Genomic DNA, 18,843 nt, shown 5'->3' on the forward strand with positions numbered 1-18,843 from the left:
CATGATACTCTGAAAACCAACATTGAACGGGCCTGTATTCCATGACGGCACCAACCCATAGTTAGTATTATTTACCCCGCCGTTAAACGGATCGCCAGACATCATAAAGCCCGAGAAAACATCACCATTTAAGTTTTCCTGCAATTGATACAGATAGTTTGTTGTGCTGAAAATAGCCAGCTGCATAGGTATCATAAATGTACCAATGCCCTCTCCATCAATATTCAGCAAGGAGTCTGTAGCATTATATTTATTGGTATTGTACTTTTCAAAATTTTTGGTACAAGATGTCTGGCTCAGTACCAAAGCCAAACCACTAAGGCTTAAACCCAGCCAAAGCTTTATATTGTTATATCTTAATTTCATGTTTGTTGTCAATTTGGATGATAAATGAATTAGAACTGAGCACTTACTTTGAAACCAATGCTTCTTAATGAAGGCAGGTTAAACACATCAAGGCCCTGTAATCCGTTGGTGGTTGACAAAGCAACATCCGGATCAAACGGCGCGTTATCTTTGATCATCCAAAGGTTTCTGGCAATTACAGATAATCCAACATTTTTTACTTTGTTATTCAAAAACGTTCCGGGAAGTGTGTAACCAAAAACCAATTCGCGTAAGCGGATATTAGTTGCGCTGTATACATATTCAGACGCGATAGCGTTACGACCGCCTACTGTTGAGTAATAAGCCTGGGCATCAACTTTTTTACCATTAACCACTACACCACCATTGTCACGAGCCTTACCTGATGCTGCAGAAACGCCATACTGGTCAAGCACAGCCTGGGTAAGTGATACTACCTGGCCGCCAAACCTACCATCAACTAAAAAGCTTAAATGAAAGTTTTTATAGTTAAACTCATTTTGAAAACCGGCAAGGAAACTTGGGTTGTAGTTACCTATTTTAGTAAAATCGCTTGAGCGTACAGGTAATCCGTTAGCATCGGTTATGTAGTTACCGTTAGCGTCTTTTTCTGCCGCGTTAGCATACATATCGCCAAATGAACCACCTTTTTGAACACGTAAATTAAACACATCGGTTGAAAGGTTTACGTATGGCAGGCTGGTTTGCTGACCTGTAGCCGGATCTTTGTATTCTAATACATCAAGTATCTTGTTTCTGTTTAAAGAAAAGTTAATGCTTGGTTTCCAGTTAAAGCTACCGAATTTGGCATTATAACCTAAGTTTGCTTCTATACCCTTATTCATTAAATTACCACCATTAAAGTAGTAGCTGCTGAAACCGGTTGTAGGGCTTACCGCAATGGTATAGATCTGGTTTTTACTGAATGATTTGTATACGTTTACAGTTAAGCTCAAATTATCATCTAAAAAACGGCTATCTAAACCAATTTCATATGATCTGGTTTTTTGAGGCTGTAAGTTGGTGAAAGGAGCCGCGCCAATAGCATTAGTAGTACCGTTGTTAACCGGGTAAGTTGGGTTTGTTGCATAAGGAATTGCACTGGCGCCGCTGCCTACATTAGTTAAGTTAGCCCTTAATTTGGCAAACGTTACGGCCTCCGGTAATTTAAACAGTTTAGTTAACACTACGTTTAAACCAACTGCAGGATAGAAGAAATGGTTTTGTGATGTAAAGGCCAGGCTTGAATCCCAGTCATTTCTGCCGGTAACATCCAAATAAACCATACCATCATATCCTAAACTTGCTGTACCAAAAACTGATTGTGTTTGCTGACGATCTGCGTATTGAGTAGGGAAAAACCTGCTGTAATCAATATTTGATATCGAAAATACGTTAGCGAAATTTAACAGGTAACCATCAATATTTGATCCCTGGGTTTGGTTGTTTTGAATGCTTGCACCTACGTTAGCTGTAAGAGTGAACTTTTTTGATAAGGCTTTATTAATGTTAACAATAACATCCCCATAAGTTTGTGTTACGTTTGATGGGTTGTATTGGTAACCACCTTTATCACCTGCCAATACACCAATGGTTGATGCGTAACGCTCGGCTTCATAAGTTTCGTTGGTACGGTCAACCTTGATACGGCCCTGTACGTTGATCCAATCATTAATGGTATATTTTAAGCTAACAGTACCCAATATACGGTTTAAACGATCCTGGTTGTTGTTACGGTTAACTATCCAATAAGGGTTTTGGGTAGCCATGTCGCTTTCTGCATATGGCCAGTTCTGCGTTTTTAAATTCCTTACCGGGTCATAAACCTCAAAGTTATTTTTGTACTGGCTAAAATCTACCCCTCTTGGAAAAGTATATAATGACACCAGCGGATTATAATAAAATCCCTGAAATGGCCTGTTATTTACATTTTGCGATATGTAGTTGGCAGATACATCAAGCGTTAATTTATTATTTAAAAACTGGCTTGAGTTACGCACGCTGAAATTGTATTTATTCAGATCGTTGTTAGGTATAACACCTGATGAATTGGTGCTTTGAAATGAGAAGTAGGTTTGATTGGCCTGTGTTCCTGTTTGTACCGATAAGGAGTTGATATAGGTTTTACCGGTATTGTAAAACGAGCTTGGATCAAAAGTACTTGGCGATGATAACTTAGCTCCCCAGCTTTGCGGAGAGAATGTTACCGGGTTGCCGCTTTGGTCTACTGTGGTTTCACCATAGGTATTTTGAAACTTAGGCAGTTCGAAAGGTTTGTCGAAAGTTGTGTTTGACGAAAAATTGATGGTTGTTTTACCGGCCAAACCTTTTTTGGTTGTTATCAGGATAACACCATTGGCACCCTGGCTACCATATAAAGCTGCTGATGCAGAGCCCGGCAGTACGCTGATACTTTCTACATCGTCCGGGTTAAGGTTTTCGATAGCATCACCTCTATCCTGACCACCAAACACGTTAGGTAACTGAGCGCTTACGTTGCGCGGCATCGGGATACCATCAATAACATATAACGCGTTGTTATCGCCATTGATAGATTTGTTACCACGCAAAACAACTTTAGTTGAACCACCCACGCCCGACGAGCTACGGGTGATCTGCGCACCCGCTACTTTACCCGAAAGGCTGTTAACCAAGCTGGCATCAGGTACGTTGGTCAACTGAGCCCCGCTAACGGTTTGTACACCATAGGTCAACGATTTTGACTCACGTTTAATACCGAGTGCCGTTACTACAACCTCTTGTAAATTTTTAGAATCGCTGGCTAAAGTAACATTAATTACAGGCGTGTTGCCAACCGTTATTTCCTGGGTGGTATAGCCTATATAAGTAAATACCAAAACATCACCGGGTTTGGCATCAATGGAAAACTTACCGGTAGCATCTGTCTGGCCACCGGTAGTGGTACCTTTAATATGTACGCTCACACCAACCAGTGTTTCGCCGGTATTATCTTTAACAATACCGCTGATTTTTGCTATTGCTACGTCCGTTTCTGTTTTGGAAACAATCAGTTTATTGCTTACAACTGAAAAATTCAAACCAGTTTGATCAGAGATATCTGTCAATATATCTTTAATTGAAAGGTTTGTACATTTGATAGATACAAGTTTATCGCTGTTAAGCTCATTTCTGTCAAAATATATATTTAAGCCCGCCTTACGGCCCAGGCTTGCCAATACGGTTTCAACCGGTTGGTTGTTTACGTTCATACTCAGTGTAATATCCTGCTGAGTAGCGGTTGCAGATTTTACAGGCTGCGCTATAATACCCGTTGGTGCAACGAGCAAAGCGGCCATACTGCAGATTTTTAGAAAATGTAGTGTTGGTTTCATTATTTGTTTATATAATTAGTATATGGTGATCTCATTATTGGTGATGCTGTAATTAATATTTTCGGTAAGGCAAATAGTTTGCAATACCTCCTCAAGGGGCTCTGTTTTAAATATCCCTGTGTAGCTCCAATCAGTATGTTTGCTGTGGTTAATGATAGATACCCCGAAGCGGTTTTCGATGCCATTAAATACTTCGGCCATAGAGGCATCTTTGAACGACAATAAGCCATTAACCCAGCCGGTTACAGCTGTCTCATCATTAAAACTGGTACTTTTGATGCTATGCAGATCGGCCACTAACTGCTGGTGTGGTAACAAGATCCTGATAGCTTGCACCTTTTTTGATGCGTGCATATCCTGCACCGCTATTTTACCGTGAATAAGCGATATGGATACCTTGCTTTCTTTTTGATAACTACGGATATTGAATGCCGTGCCTAAGGCGGTAGTAGCAAACTTAGCTGTATAAACTGTAAAGGGACTTTCTTTATCTTTGGCTACTGTAAAAAGGGCTTCGCCCTCATCTAAATAAACAGGCCGCTTATGACCTGTAAACTTTTGGGGATAATGTAACCTGCTCGACGCGTTAAGGACAATAACGCTGCCATCAGCTAATTTAATGGTTTGCCTTGTACCTTTTGCCGTTTTCCAAAAAACCCATCCTTTACTTATTTGGTGCTCAACAGGTGGTTGTACTGCCAGTTTTTCATTAGCGTTATGTCGTTTTGATAGTAAAAAAACAGCAGCGAACACTGAAAATAATAATATTGCGGCGGCAGCTGCAAGCTTGATTATTAAATGACGATAAAAAGTAACCGGACGATTGATGCGCGCATCAATTTTAGCTTTTGTTTTGGTTAACTGCTGCTCAATCAACTCATTATCAAAATGTGCCTTATCTGTGTTTTTTACACGGTCGAGCCATTGCTCCAGGGCATCATTTTCATGTTGAGATGTAGTACCCTGCTGGTATTTAAGCAGCAGTTTCTTTAATTCGCGGTTATCCAAATTGGGTGGTTTTGATAGGTAGTCGGCGAACTATCAAAAAAGTACCATCCAAAATTTAAAAAAATTATTTTTTTAGTAATAAGGCTAAAAAAACCAGAACAAGCGTATCTAAGCCCGAATAATTTATCCGGAGGGCATGCAAGGCCTTACCCAACTGATTTTTAACTGTTTGCTTGGATATATTTAAACGGGTAGCTATATCCTGAATAGGTTGCTGATCAATTTTGTTCAGGATAAAAATTTCCTTCATCCTTCCCGGCATTTTATTAATACTCTCCATCGTTTCGGCCAGTTTTTTCCGATGATCAAGAGTATCCCCCATTAATGAATAATCGGCATCCATATAACCGGCGAGTTCTGTAAGGTACTTTTGAAACTTTTTATGATTACGATATACGTCAAATATCTTATACCGTGCAGATTGATACAGGTAAGCCTTCAAAGAAGTATCTATTTCTATTGCCGCTCGCTTTTCCCATAAACTTGTAAAGAGATCCTGCAATACATCACTGCACAAATCGGGGTCTGTTAGTTTATGCAACAGGTAAGTATACAATTGCTTACTGTATAAATCATAAATTGTATTAAAAGCAGCATGCCTGCCTTGTTTCAAATTGTGTAAAAGCTCCTTTTCACCACGCACGGACAACATAAATTACGATCACAAAGAATAATTGAGGATCGTAAATTCATGAGCGAATATGAAGTTTTAATGAATTATATAAGTGCTAATATATTGCTGACTTTTAGATGACCAAGCAATTATCTATCTGTTTTCATACATAAATAACCTTAAACTCACAATAACTTCAAAGTCAAATAGTTTCTAAAAAACATCAATAAATTTCACCGATCTTATGTTTACATCGGTTTCTGTAAAATCTAATTCACCATCTGTTTTTTAAACTGATTCGGGCTGACACCCACTTCTTTTTTAAAAAGGCGGGAAAAATAGGGAGGGTTTTCAAACCCCAGCGTATAAGCAATTTCGGCTACTGACTGATCGGCCACTTTCAGCAAATTCTTTGCTTCTGATATCGTATATATATGAATAAGCTCCAAAGCGGTTTTGCCCGATTCCTGTTTAAGCAGATCGCTTAGATAGCGCGGAGAAATATTCAATTGGTTGGCCAGAAGCTGTACCGATGGCAAACCATTGGTATGCAGGCTGCCATTTTTAAAATATTCTTTTAATGCCGAATCAAATTTGGAGACTGTTTTGCCGGATACTTGCTGCCTGTTGATGAACTGCCTTTTATAAAAACGCTGCGCGTATTTTAATATGGAATCTATATGAGCTAATATAATTTCACGGCTGTACTCATCCTGGTTATTATATATTTCCAGGTCTATTTTGCGGAACAGCTCCCAAACAATCTCTTCTTCCCGGGGTGAAAGATGCAGCGCTTCATTTGCCTCATAATCAAAATAGCCATATTTTTTAATATCCGAATGCAGGTTATGGCCAATTAAAAAATCTTCATGAATCAATATCATAAAACCATCTTCTTCAAACTCCAGGTTTTGCATTTGAATAACCTGCCTGGGTTTAATAAACGACATGGAGCCGTGGTCATGGTCATATTTGGTACGCCCGTACATCATTACACCAGATTTTAACTTTTTAAAACCGATCATGAAGAAATCTGAAGTAAATTCCCTTTCGGTAATGCTGCAAGTACCCTTGCAATGTATCAGATTGATCATGGGGTTTTCCGGAAGCGGAAACCCGTTAGCCCGATGCATTTCTGTCAAAGTTTTAAAATGTTTCATATCATAGTAATAATACCAAACAAATTTAACTGACCAAAAGGTCATTTATATATTCTAATTGTAATTTTGAATTTTATTTCCAGCTTTCTGGTTTAAATAAAACCCTCCCATCCTGTTTTATTTGCCATGCGGTGATGGGGTTCATATGATAGCCTCCTATATCAGCTCCGCGGGCATCAACCAATTGGCGTAGCGTGGGTTGTATATAATTTGTTTCATCAATGGCCCGGCTCATGATCTCAGTTTCACCACCAGTCCATTGCCATAAGTACCGGAAATAAGTATGGGCTTTATCTAACACAGGCTCCTGCAAACGGGCTACGTTCCATGTTTCACCGGCATCAGTACTAACCTCAACCCTTACAATCTTCCCCCGGCCAGTCCAGGCAATACCTCTGATCTCTACCCATCCCCTTTCTAAATGCCCTGGATATGCCGGATAGGTAATGATAGATCGTGCATCCATTTCAAAACTAAACTGCCGTATCCTGTCCTTTACCGGGTAAGTATATTTGGATGTTTCCTCACGTGTCATAAAAGGTTCATCGGCCAGTTCAATTCTGCGGATCCATTTCACGCAGGTATTCCCTTCCCAGCCAGGCAAAAGTAACCGGGCAGGATAGCCCTGCTCCGGGCGGATTGCTTCCCCATTTTGAGCATACACGATCATGGCATCATCAAAGCCTTTTTTAACCGGTATACTTCGGGTCATTACCGCGGCATCTGAACCTTCGGCCAAAAACCAGGTGGCTTTGGGTTGAACCCCTATTTCCCTGAACAGCGTTGACAACATTACTCCCGTCCACTCACTCTGACTGGTTAACCCGCATATCTCCTGCGGTGTCATGTTTTCTTTACCCGACCGGAAATTACCGGAACATTCCAAAAAACAGGTACGCGTTACCGATGGAAACCTTTTTAGATCGGCCAGGGTAAATACCATTGGTTTATCAACCATGCCATGTATCAGCAACTCGTATTTATCCGGGCTAATTAACGGAACTCCTGCATGATGCCGTTCATAATGCAAATCTGATGGTGTGAGCGAACTGTACAGATCCTGCAACGGTGTACGCGATGAAGTGTCTGATTTAATGCGCAGTGGCTGTTCAAAAGGAGATCGTTTACCAACCCCACTGGGCCCCGGCCCTATTTTTTTGGTTGGATCGTCTAATTTTATCACCGGCTGCTGAGCCGCTACCTGTATCCACTTCCCTAACGACGATTGCATGGCTACAATGGCAGTAGTCGCGGCACCACCCAACAATAGCCTGCGGCTTATTTTTTTATGAATAAACGATTCATGGTCGTTATTTTCTTTTCCTGTCTTTTCCATATCAGCGTACTTCCGGGCCTCCCCGCCTGTCGTCAGTTATAAATAATTTCTGAGCGGGCATTATAACCTGTGGCAACGTTTGTGCATTAAGCACAGCATCAGGTTTAATGATCTTATTGCTATTTAACAAGTAAGCAGTTAAGCTATATACTTCATTATCTGTTAATGACCCCGGTAAATTATAAGGCATAGACCGGCGTATATAATCAAACACGGTACTGGCATAGGGCCAATAATTACCTATAGCTTTTACTTTAGATGTGCTATCGCTTACCAAAACCGGGGCAGGTAGTTTAGCCCCTGCAACAACTTTTTCGGCTGAACCGTGGCAGGCAACACATTTCATAGCATAAATAGCTTTACCCTGAGCAACCGTGCCTGATCCCAAAGGCAAACCAAGTCCATCGGGCCGTACATCAATATCCTGCGCGGCAATTTGCTGTGGTGATGCCGGCTTACCGAAACCAAAACTGGCTGGCCATGCTGTGGTATCGGCATTTATAAAAGAAGCAGGTTTCCCTGCTTCTCCGTTATAACTATATGCACCAAGTACCATTATAATGAGCACGCCTAAAACAATGGCTAAGTACTTATTATCAATATTGAATGACTTGAGCATAGATCAATTCGATCAGAATAAAATAAAGGCGATAGCCAGCGTAATAAAAATATTAAAGGTTTGAGCTATCAAAAACGCGTACAACGGCTTTTTGCTGTTCTCACCAAATAACTCCTTAAAGTTGGTTTCCAATCCAATGCTGGTGAAAGCTAATGCAAACCACAAGCCCTGTAAATTTTTAAGGCTATCCTTGATATGGGCCCCTGTTTCTGCCGAAACAAAAAAGGAAAACAACAACGAAGCGCCAATAAAACCCAATACAAATTTGGGGAAACGCTCCCAGATCACTTTCAGGGTTGGTTTTTTATCAGGATCACTGCCGGCCGGGTGCTTGGTATATGTCCAGTAAATGGAGATGGCAAAGGCCGCCAGTCCTAAAAGTACATTTTGCGAGAATTTAACAATGGTACTTATCTTCAAAGCCACATCGCCCACTAATGATCCTGAGGCCACTACAGCACCAGTGGTATCTATACTACCGCCAAGCCAAGCTCCTGTTACCTCTTCCTTAAAATGGAAATAATGAGCTATCATAGGCATAAATATCATCATGGGTACAGCGGTAATCAGCACCATTGATATTACATAGGATAGTTTTTTAGAGTCGCCCTTGATAGCTCCAGCAGTTGCTATTGCTGCGGATACACCGCAGATGGATACCGCGCTTGATATCATCATAGCTATTTCATCATCAACCTTGAGCTTTTTGCATACCCAAAAGGCAAAGTACCAAACGGAGGTAACTACCAGTAAGGCTTGTATCAAGCCCAGCGAACCTGCTTTTAGTATATCCGAGAAAATAACACTGGTACCCAATAGCACCAAACCTATTTTTACATAAAGCTCTGTTGATAAGGCTGATTTAAACCAATCGGGCAGTTTAAAAAAGTTGCCGATAACAAGACCTATCGCCAAACTAAATATCACGGCCTCTAACCCGTAATATTTTATTTGTTTGTTACCGGCGATAATGAGCGCGAAAATAGTAAGCACATAAACTACCGGAAACATTACTAAAAAGTTTTTCAGTGGCTTACCCATAAGTAAAGCCCCAATAGCGGCAATTACAAAAACAAACAGGAATTGGATACCAATACTGGCCAGGTTACCGGCCTTCAAAACATTTGCAAAAAGTTGTTCGGAATTACTCCAGTTGAATACCGGGACTGATAATATCAGGCCGCCGATACTAAGCAAAATGATCAGCGAACCCAGGATAACAACGGCCCAATCTTCGTGTAAGGTTAATTTAGATGACATAATTTATATAAGATATGATTTTGGTGGCTAATCAATTGGCGGCATTAATACTTGCCTGCCTGCAATTTACTATGTTTTAAAGCATATTGCCTATTCACTTTGTCAAGTACTACATAAATGGAATCCTTGCGTTCGTTAATGCCTGTTAAAATAATGCGGTTACCGTCTGTAGTACTATAGCTCAGTATCATGCGGTTACGTTTGCGTTTGTCTTTCAACTCTTCAGGGATACCTCTTTCACGTCGTGCTGAACGAGCAATAGGGTCAATAGCTGCATATTCATCCTGAATGTGAGCTCGCGCTTCTTTAGGTATCCAGTCTTTTTTATCACTCTTAGCTTTTGGTTTCTCACCGGCTTTGCCTTTTCCTTTTGCCCTACGGTTAGATGCTACATATTTATCCTGTAGATAAAGTACATGGTTCACCGTATCGGCTTGGTAATAAAATACATGCTGGCCGCCGCCCACACCCGTAAGTTCAAACGTGCGGTTAATATCGCGCATGGGCGAACCGCCTCCGTTCGACAGATCAAGCGGTACAGGTCTGTTCACTTTAAAGGTTAAGGTCGACCAGTTTTCAAAAGTTGCCTCACTCCACCGTACAGAATCCAGCGGCGAATACGGTATCTCCTGATTATTGATCTTGAAGGTAGTTACATTATAATTTCCCCTTAACTCCTTTACCCCTTTTGCTGCAGGCTGCTTGTATGGGTCATACCTGAAATTGATATACTGAATATAAAATAGCACAACCAGAAAAATCCAGATGGTTGCTACCTTTAAAATAACACGGGTATATTTTAACCATTTTTGAGAGATTACCGGATAAAAGTTATTCGATACCGTGTATCGCTCCAGTATAAGCAGATTGTACAACTTAGGCACATCATAAATAATCAGAAACGCCGCGAACAGCACAAAGTATGATGCGTATACATGCACGCCACCATCGTAGGAGAAATTCACGAAGGTAATATCGCCCAAAGCGCCAAACAGCAATATAGCGCCCAGCAAAGTGGTTTTCCTGAAAAATAACAGCGCACCGGCCAACACCTCAACCACACCGGCAAATACCTGGTACCAGGGAACGATACCTATCGATAACCAGTAAATTTTTTGAGCTGTGAGATCGCCAAAATTAGTGTTTAATAACCCTAACGACGGATATGGCAATTGCACCGGGAATAACTTAGTAAAACCAAAGCCAATGATACCTATCCCGGCACGGTATCTTACTATTACTCTTAACCAGTAATACAGCGTTTGGTAATTCTTAGTTTTTCCGCGGTCAATTGCCGTCCATATTAAGCCACCTGCAATTCCAACCGCCAATACAGCTAACCAATCGGCATAGCCCATTAAATTGTACGCCGGGGTTTGAAACCTCACCAGCGATGGCTGGAAACGGGCGATATCATACAGATCGCGATAGTGCAGATGCAGCCAGTTAATACCTACGATGTTTTTATACCACTCGCCGGTCATGGGGATGCTCATCAACACAAAAAACACAAATGCTATGCGAAATAGTACTTTTTGATATGGCTTCCATATTTTAACCACCTGCTCATTTGCAACCGCTTCAGCAGGTTGATCCCGGTCGGACGCTTGCTGTGCTTTTATAATATCGGAATGAATTTCTGCTGACATGATAAATTCTTTTAATAGTGATTATCAAAGTTTAATAGCCTTATTGCGTCCGCTGGCGGCTTCTTCCAGCAAATACTTTTTATTGATCTTGCTCAAAACAGCATATACCGTATCCCGGCCATCAACGCCAGATAGTATCAGTTTTGAATTATCAGGCCTGGTATAGTTCAACACCAGCTTATCATGAGGGTAGTTGTGATTTTTATTTTGCAGGATCAGTTGGTGATTGACCTCATCAACCTGATAGCTATAGTATTGCCTGCCAATAGATCCCGCTTCCTCATAACTACGGTCAGCATCTTTATCATTGATCTCCTCGATAACAGCCGAATCTATTTTTATAGCTTTATTGGTGCCAATACTGAGTGTAGCCCATTTTTCAAACACCACATTTTTCCAGCGGTTGGTGTCGGTCGCCGAATAAGGCAATGCCGAGCTGTTGCGCTTAAATTCGCTTACATCATACAATCCCGCAGCATCTTTTAAACCCGAGGTTTGCGGATATTGGTATACATCATGATGATAGGCCGACCAAGTTTTATATCCATATAAAACCACAAAAAAGAAGATGAACAGTGTTTTTAAAACCAGCCTGCTACGCTGCCATTTTCCCGAAAACATAATTTTAAAGCGGTTGGGTTGTACCGGTCTTTCCAAACCAACCAGTACAAACAAGCGTATAGCATCAAAGGTCAATAAAAACAGAGCCAATATTATCAGATACAAACTATAAGGAGCTTCACCACCTTCATATGCCAGGTTTGACATAAATACATTGCCCGTGAACACCGCTACCATTAATGCTCCTATGGTAGATGTTTTACGAAAAAGCAATAATGAACCAGCCAGTATTTCTACCAGGCCTAAAAACGCTTCGTAATTGGGCACTATGCCGAGGCTTAGCGAAAATAATTTCCAACGGCTAAACTCGCCGTAGTGCGTGTTCAAATTACTGATTGAAGGATATGGTGATTGCAGCGGAAAAAATTTAATAAAGCCATAGGCTATAATACCAATAGCTAACCTATAACGAACAATAACCCGTATCCAGTAATATAACCGGTCATAGTTTTTTATATTTTTATCACGATAGGCCCAAATTACTGCACCTATGATTGCTATACCCCAAATTGCCAACCAGTCGGCATAGTTGCTTATCCCCCATCCGGTTGATGGAGCCTGGGTAAATAGCTGCGGCGTATAACGGCTGATATAAAATATATCGCTGAAGCGCAAATGCAGCCAGTTGATGGAAAAAAGGTTACGATAGAATTTCCAATCAAGCGGAACGGATTGGATAAAGAAATAGATGGCAAAAATACGAAAAGCCCATTTTTCATATCCTTTCCATTCATCATTTGATAATGATCCTTTTAATGCGTTCATGGTTTTAATGTTTTGCTATGGTGATTGATGACGCCGGGGGCAGGTTCGAACTGCCGTAAAGGGTTTTGCAGACCCGCACTTAGCCACTCAGTCACCCGGCTTTTTAAGTCCTTGAATTAATTACTTGCTGTTTTGGTTGATGGAGGAGCAGGCAACAATGCTTTCCTGTTCAGCAGATCAAACTTTTCGCCTTTTTTCAGGTAAAAAAATGGCCCGTTATTGCCCGAATCACCTGCCGGGTTTTTAACTGTTCCGGCGAAGTTTTTGGCATCATAAATAGCTACATATGATACCCCTATTACCTCAAAAGTATTTTGATGAACCACAATAGCTGTGCTCTCATCTATACCGATACCCAACAGATCCGGGCGGGTTTTGATAAAACTCAGCAGATCAAACTGACGGTTGCGTTTTAAAATATGCTGATCAATAGCCACATTATGAATAAAATCCAGACCCTGAACATGATCACCTACCAATACGGTATTACCTTTGGTATCGCCACGGAAAAGGTATGAGCCTTGAATAGTTGCCCCGGCAGATGTACCGCCAATTACGCCCCCGCGGTTAAGCAGCGCGTTAAACTCTTTTTGCGTAAGTGTCCCCAGGTAGGCATCCGCAATTTTCCATTGGCGGCCGCCTTCAAACCAAACCCCGGTAGCATTACGGATAGGTTCAACAAATTTTTCGGTATTGGCCACTTTCGGATCGCGGGTATGCAGCGTGGTTACACTTTTAACACCCAGTTCCTGTAGTTTTTTTACGGTTTTATCGTTTTTTACAACGGTAGAATCATCACCGGCGGTTGGTACATAAATGATGTTGGCATTAGGGCCACCTGCAAGCTCTACAAATCTGGCCCATATCTCGGGGCCAACATTACCGCCGCCCACGATTACTAATGAGCCTTTTTCAGGCCCTACCGGGTTCGCGGTATTTTGGGCAAATGCATTGACATTGGTCAATACAAAAAGTGCGAATAATAAACTGATAATCTTTTTCATGTGATTTTGATTTAATGATTAATATCCTGGGTTAGGTGTAAGGTCGGGATCGGCCAATAGCTCACTTGCCGGTACCGGGAATAAATATTTTGTTTGATCGGTAATACCTAATACAGCAGCTACACGGTTGGTGCGCACCAGGTTAAACCAACGATCTGTTTCAAACGGAAACTCAACCTGTCTTTCCGCTTCAAGTGCCAGCAATATATCAGCCTGCGAAGTAGCGGTTGTTGGCGCAACACCAGACCTGTCCCGCACAGCATTCAGATCCTCCAAAGCACCACTAAGATTTCCTTGCTGAGCTCGCGCCTCTGATCTGATCAGGTACACTTCGGCCACACGAATAATATATGCCGGGTCGGTACCTATAGGGTTGCGATAGTATAGTTTACCATACCATAAATTACCCGGTGGCACAGTCTGTGTAATTAAAGCACTTCTACCACCGCCAATTGCAGGGTTGTTAAGTAGTGATACTAATGTATTTGAAGGCGCCCACTCTCTCCGGCCACCTAATGCGGGAGGTAAAAACCATACGCTGTGCCCATTTTTAAATGAAGTGCTATAGGCTATTTCAAATACAGACTCCGGTGTAGCCACGGCATTATTGGCAAAAAAAGCACTGTATGGTTTAAGTAAATTATAATTGCCGTTGTCGCTGATGATCTTGCTGGCATATTGCTCGGCCAGGTCCCATTGCTTGTTATACAAATAAAACCGCGATTTAAGCGCCCATACCGTTTTTTGCGTAAAGCGATTCCGATTAGTTGTCGCGGGCAACAAACCCTCGGCTGCGTCAAGGTCTTTTAAAACCTGCGCGTAAGTATCGGCAAGGCTGCTGCGTTTAATACCTGCATGATCTGCCGGTGTATGTGTGGGGGTCAGGATAAGTTGAACACCACCCCAACCCCGCGCCAGATCAAAATATGATAGCGCCCTTGTGGCATAAGCTTCGCCAAGGTATTGGTTTTTGGTAGCTGTAGTAAATAACGGATCAGTTACCTTAGGAATCTGCTCCAGAATATAATTAGCAGATAATATGGTTTTATAGATGGCGCCCCAGGCATTGCCTATGTAGCTATTAAAAGCAGTTGTTTTATGTGCCGAGATTTCCTGCGGAGCCGATTGCGAACCTGTCCACACCACATCACTACCATACAAATAAGAAATAGCCGGAAAGTTGGAACCATAATAACTATCATTTCCCAGGCTGTTGTACATGCCATTAACCGCTGTTCCGGCGCTGCCTGCATCAGTTATGGCCAATGATTCATCAACCTGTTGCTGTGGTTGCACGTCGAGAAATTTTTTGCATGACGAAAGCACCACAAAAAATGGAAGTATGTATATCAATCTTTTCATTGTGTTTGATTAAAAATTAAAAGGTAACGTTAGCGCCAATTTGCAGCGTGCGTGGTATAGGAGGCGTACCAAGATCATATCCCTGTACATTAGGATCGGCAGTTACGTTGATCTCCGGATCTGGTCCTTTGTATTTTGTCCATAACCAGAGGTTTGATCCACTGAAATAAACCCGTACCGATGATGCTTTTATCCTTTCGGCAACAGCTTTTGGCAGCGTATAACCCAGGTTAACATTGCTCAATCGTAAAAAAGACCCATCTTCAATAAAGCGGCTAACCGGACTTAAAGTGTAGTTTGATCCTAATGCTGTTAAACGGGGGACATCAGTAATATCGCCGGGCTTTTGCCAGCGTTTAAGCTGGTAGGTATCCATAGCCCGCCTGTCGTCACGGGTTCCCCCGCCCTCTAAAAAATAGGCGTTATTGTTGTATACCTTGTTGCCGGTTTCAAAATTGAAAAATACGCTCAGGTCAAAGCCTTTATAATTGAAAGTGTTATTCAATCCACCAAAAAACTTGGGCAGGCCATTGCCGTCAATTACCTTATCGGCAGCGGTTACTGTAGGCCCGCTGGTACCGTCTGCATGTTGGTAAATGGCATTGCCTGTTTGCGGATCAACATACAGCTGTTTATATACATAAAAGGAGTTCATGGAGTAACCTTGTACCATGCGGATAGCGGCATAAGAAGCATCTATCGGGATAGGCAGTTTCTCGATCTTGTTGGCGTTGTGCGATATATTGAAACTTGTTTGCCAGCTAAAATCTTTTGTTTTGATGTTGGTGCTATTAATAGCCAACTCAAAACCTTTGTTACTCATTTCGCCGGCATTTTTGGTAATGGTTGCAAATCCAGAGCTTTGAGGCAGAGGCAGGTTAAGCAACAAACCAGTAGTATATTTATCATATACGTTAAAATCAAAGTTGAGGCGGTTATTAAAGAAGCCCGCGTCAACACCCAGATTTATTTGCCGCGTAGTTTCCCATTTCAAATCCGGGTTGGCCAACTGGTAAGGCTGTGTGCCGGGATTATCCTGGTAGTTGTATCCAGCCCCCCACAAACCTCTTGAAGCAAAATTGCTGATGCCGTTCTGGTTTCCGGTTAAGCCGATACTACCACGTACTTTCAGGTTGCTTAAAAACGTTACATTCTTCAGGAAATCCTCTTCTTTAGCCTGCCAGGCCACACCTGCGGATGGAAAATATCCCCAACGATGGTCTTTACCAAATTTTGAAGAAGCATCTGCCCGGAAATTACCTTCAATAAAATATTTTCCGGCGTAGTTGTAAGTCACCCTTGAAAAGAAAGATGACAGGTTATACTTATTTTCTGTAGATGAGGCGGTTGTGGTAGCTGCCGAGGCTATTTGCTGAAAGGAATCATTAGGAAAATTAGTACCCTGCGCAAAGGTTTGTGAATTTACGTTACCCTGCAGGGTGTTACCTACCAACGCGCTAAAAGTATGTTTATCGGCAAAAACTTTATTATAAGTAAGCGTTTGTTCATTTGTCCAGATAGAATTGGTGCTGATACTTGAGGTACCGAGGTTATGGTTAGCCGCCCCCAGATTGGTTAAACTGTTCCAGTACTGATATTCGTTATAAGTGTTATAATCAACACTCCAGCTGGTTCGGAATTTCAGATCGGGAGTAATATTAGCATCGGCATAAATATTACTAATTAAGCGGTCACTCTTGGAGTGCATGTTCGTGTTGTTGATCAGCACATCAAGGTTATCAAAACCAGCCCATTTTGCCGGGCTACCATCGGCATTTACCTTAGGCAAATAGGTTGGGGTGTGCAGTGCCGCCTGCAAAATACCGCCCTGCGGGCCATCGCCTACACGGGCATTGGTACGGTACGTTTGTGAGAGTAATGTGCTGGTACCTATACTGAATACATTGCTTATTTTTTGATCGAGGTTAAATTTGAAGCTCCCACGTTGAAAATCATTTGTTTTCAGATCGGCCTGCTGGCTGTTAAAACCTCCGCCAACGTAATACCTGGTTTTATCATTTCCTCCCGATATTGATGCATCATAATTTTGAAGAAATCCGGTTCGGAAAACATCGTGCAAACGATCAAATGTAGGCTGATCTTGTGGTAATCCTCTCGGAGCGGGTAAAGCTGTAGGGTTATCGGTTAATGCCCGAAATGGTTGGTATTTATAGGTATTAGCTGCTGTGGTATTGCCTGCGGCGAGAGCATCAGACTCCGTGTTTCTGTATAACTCATTTACCAGTTCTGCATGCTCAGGCCCGGTCACCAGATCCCAAAGTTTAGGGGCAGTAGCCCAACCAAAATAGGTATTTAAACTTACCTTAGGGGCGGTATTGTATTTACCACGCTTAGTGGTTATAAGTACTACACCATTGGCAGCGCGGGCACCGTAAATAGCTGTGGCATCCGCATCTTTCAATATGCTTATGGTCTCTATATCAGCAGGGTTGATATCAGACAAAGGATTATTAGCCTGGCCTTGAGTAGTTATTTTTTGTAAGGATTGGTTATTGACAAATACACCGTCAATAACGTATAAAGGATCGTTACCGGCATTGATTGATGTACTGCCACGAATACGGAAAAATAATCCGTCGCCAGGTATGCCTGTGCCGGCCGACACCTGAACACCTGCAGCTTTACCCTGTAATTGCTGGTCGAAACTGGCAACCGGCTTATTTCTTACCTCATCGGCGCTAACCGTTGATACAGATCCTGTAAGTGATTTTCGGCTTTGTGTACCATAACCAACCACCACCACATCATTAAGTGCCCTTACAGATTGTTTTAGTAAAATAGTTACAGGACTACCATTGGCGGTAACTTCTTGCTTATCATATCCTATATAGGTTATGATAAGCGTATAAGGAAACTTTTGGCCGGTAACGAAAGAAAATTTGCCATCCTTATCTGTTGCTACAGAGTGTGTTGTACCCAAAATCAATACAGCTGCTCCGGGCAAAGCTTCATGCGTAACCGCGTCTAACACAGTACCGTTTAAATGTGAATTGATAGTTGGAGGTTGTTCTGTCTGGGCTTGGGATATTATGGGGACAGAAAAGATCAGGAGAAGCGTTGCAAGCTTTTTATAAAATGATTTAGCATGGATATATATTTCCATATATTTAACAGGTTTTATTTTAATAGTAAAATGTTAGGTAAAACTTGATGGAAGGTCAGTGAGTGATTGGCGTTACGTAGCTGATCTTTCCGGAATTTTAGCCGGTAGGGTATCCCCTGCCGGCTTTTTTATATCATCATAATTTTTTTCATAGTATATCCTTAAAGCCTTATTTTAAGGCTGTTCCATTAATAATAAGAAGAATTTAACAGGGAATTATTTAAGCTGAATTCAGTGGCAACAACAGCATAGCATCAAAGCATGGAGATTACTTTGTGCTACTTCAACGGATACATATACCGATGATTTTTTTGAGGAAGAAGTTTTCATTACTTCGATTTTTGCTTTCACATAACAAACATAATGAAATAGATAAAGACTACCAAATCTATAGATAAAATATATTTAATTTGTATAGAATTTGTTACAATAAAAAAGCCTAATCTTAGTTTGACAGCAGCTACATGATGCTACTGATGTAAAATATGCTGATTAAAGTCCCCAAATAATAACCTGTTTATCAGTTGTTTATTGGCGCTCATGAGAGTTTAGCTCAGTATGAACGTGAACGGTTTGGGGATGGATGTGGTGCAGGGGTGGTGG

General features: G+C 41.6%; 13 protein-coding genes and 1 tRNA gene. All 14 read right to left on the bottom strand.

Going from position 1 to position 18,843, the window contains the following annotated elements:
• On the bottom strand, positions 1 to 366 hold a 366-nt coding region (locus AAGC65_RS00970; RefSeq protein WP_343110530.1), incomplete at its 3' end, for a SusD/RagB family nutrient-binding outer membrane lipoprotein.
• Between the two features lie 29 nt (positions 367 to 395).
• Complete coding sequence (locus AAGC65_RS00975; protein ID WP_343110531.1) at positions 396 to 3,683, bottom strand: SusC/RagA family TonB-linked outer membrane protein; 3,288 nt, start codon at positions 3,681 to 3,683, stop codon at positions 396 to 398.
• A 51-nt stretch (positions 3,684 to 3,734) separates the two neighbouring features.
• Positions 3,735 to 4,727 carry a FecR domain-containing protein gene (locus tag AAGC65_RS00980; RefSeq protein WP_343110532.1) on the bottom strand — a complete coding sequence of 331 codons (993 nt, stop codon included), beginning with the start codon at positions 4,725 to 4,727 and terminating at the stop codon, positions 3,735 to 3,737.
• Positions 4,728 to 4,791: 64 nt separating this feature from the next.
• On the bottom strand, positions 4,792 to 5,379 hold the full coding sequence (locus AAGC65_RS00985; protein ID WP_343110533.1) for a sigma-70 family RNA polymerase sigma factor: 588 nt from the start codon (positions 5,377 to 5,379) through the stop codon (positions 4,792 to 4,794).
• A 230-nt stretch (positions 5,380 to 5,609) separates the two neighbouring features.
• Positions 5,610 to 6,500, bottom strand: coding sequence for a helix-turn-helix domain-containing protein (locus AAGC65_RS00990; protein ID WP_343110534.1), 891 nt, complete (start codon positions 6,498 to 6,500; stop codon positions 5,610 to 5,612).
• A gap of 73 nt (positions 6,501 to 6,573) precedes the next feature.
• Positions 6,574 to 7,836: a sulfite dehydrogenase gene (gene soxC, locus AAGC65_RS00995; protein ID WP_343110535.1), complete on the bottom strand. Its 1,263-nt coding sequence runs from the start codon at positions 7,834 to 7,836 to the stop codon at positions 6,574 to 6,576.
• A gap of 1 nt (position 7,837) precedes the next feature.
• Complete coding sequence (locus AAGC65_RS01000) at positions 7,838 to 8,455, bottom strand: cytochrome c (protein ID WP_343110536.1); 618 nt, start codon at positions 8,453 to 8,455, stop codon at positions 7,838 to 7,840.
• 12 nt (positions 8,456 to 8,467) lie between these two features.
• Positions 8,468 to 9,715, bottom strand: coding sequence for a putative sulfate exporter family transporter (locus AAGC65_RS01005; RefSeq protein WP_343110537.1), 1,248 nt, complete (start codon positions 9,713 to 9,715; stop codon positions 8,468 to 8,470).
• Positions 9,716 to 9,759: 44 nt separating this feature from the next.
• Positions 9,760 to 11,364 carry a hypothetical protein gene (locus AAGC65_RS01010; RefSeq protein ID WP_343110538.1) on the bottom strand — a complete coding sequence of 535 codons (1,605 nt, stop codon included), beginning with the start codon at positions 11,362 to 11,364 and terminating at the stop codon, positions 9,760 to 9,762.
• 24 nt (positions 11,365 to 11,388) lie between these two features.
• The gene (locus AAGC65_RS01015; protein WP_343110539.1) at positions 11,389 to 12,750 is read right to left on the bottom strand and encodes a DoxX family protein; all 1,362 of its coding nucleotides are present in this window, start codon (positions 12,748 to 12,750) and stop codon (positions 11,389 to 11,391) included.
• A 30-nt stretch (positions 12,751 to 12,780) separates the two neighbouring features.
• A tRNA-Cys gene (locus AAGC65_RS01020) sits at positions 12,781 to 12,851 on the bottom strand.
• 15 nt (positions 12,852 to 12,866) lie between these two features.
• Positions 12,867 to 13,754 carry a cyanophycinase gene (locus tag AAGC65_RS01025; protein ID WP_343110540.1) on the bottom strand — a complete coding sequence of 296 codons (888 nt, stop codon included), beginning with the start codon at positions 13,752 to 13,754 and terminating at the stop codon, positions 12,867 to 12,869.
• A gap of 18 nt (positions 13,755 to 13,772) precedes the next feature.
• Positions 13,773 to 15,116, bottom strand: coding sequence for a RagB/SusD family nutrient uptake outer membrane protein (locus AAGC65_RS01030; protein ID WP_343110541.1), 1,344 nt, complete (start codon positions 15,114 to 15,116; stop codon positions 13,773 to 13,775).
• Positions 15,117 to 15,132: 16 nt separating this feature from the next.
• Positions 15,133 to 18,240 carry a TonB-dependent receptor gene (locus AAGC65_RS01035; protein WP_343110542.1) on the bottom strand — a complete coding sequence of 1,036 codons (3,108 nt, stop codon included), beginning with the start codon at positions 18,238 to 18,240 and terminating at the stop codon, positions 15,133 to 15,135.
• Positions 18,241 to 18,843: the final 603 nt, after the last annotated feature.

The sequence above is a fragment of the Mucilaginibacter sp. genome, assembly GCF_039207105.1.
In the GTDB taxonomy this organism is placed as follows: domain Bacteria; phylum Bacteroidota; class Bacteroidia; order Sphingobacteriales; family Sphingobacteriaceae; genus Mucilaginibacter.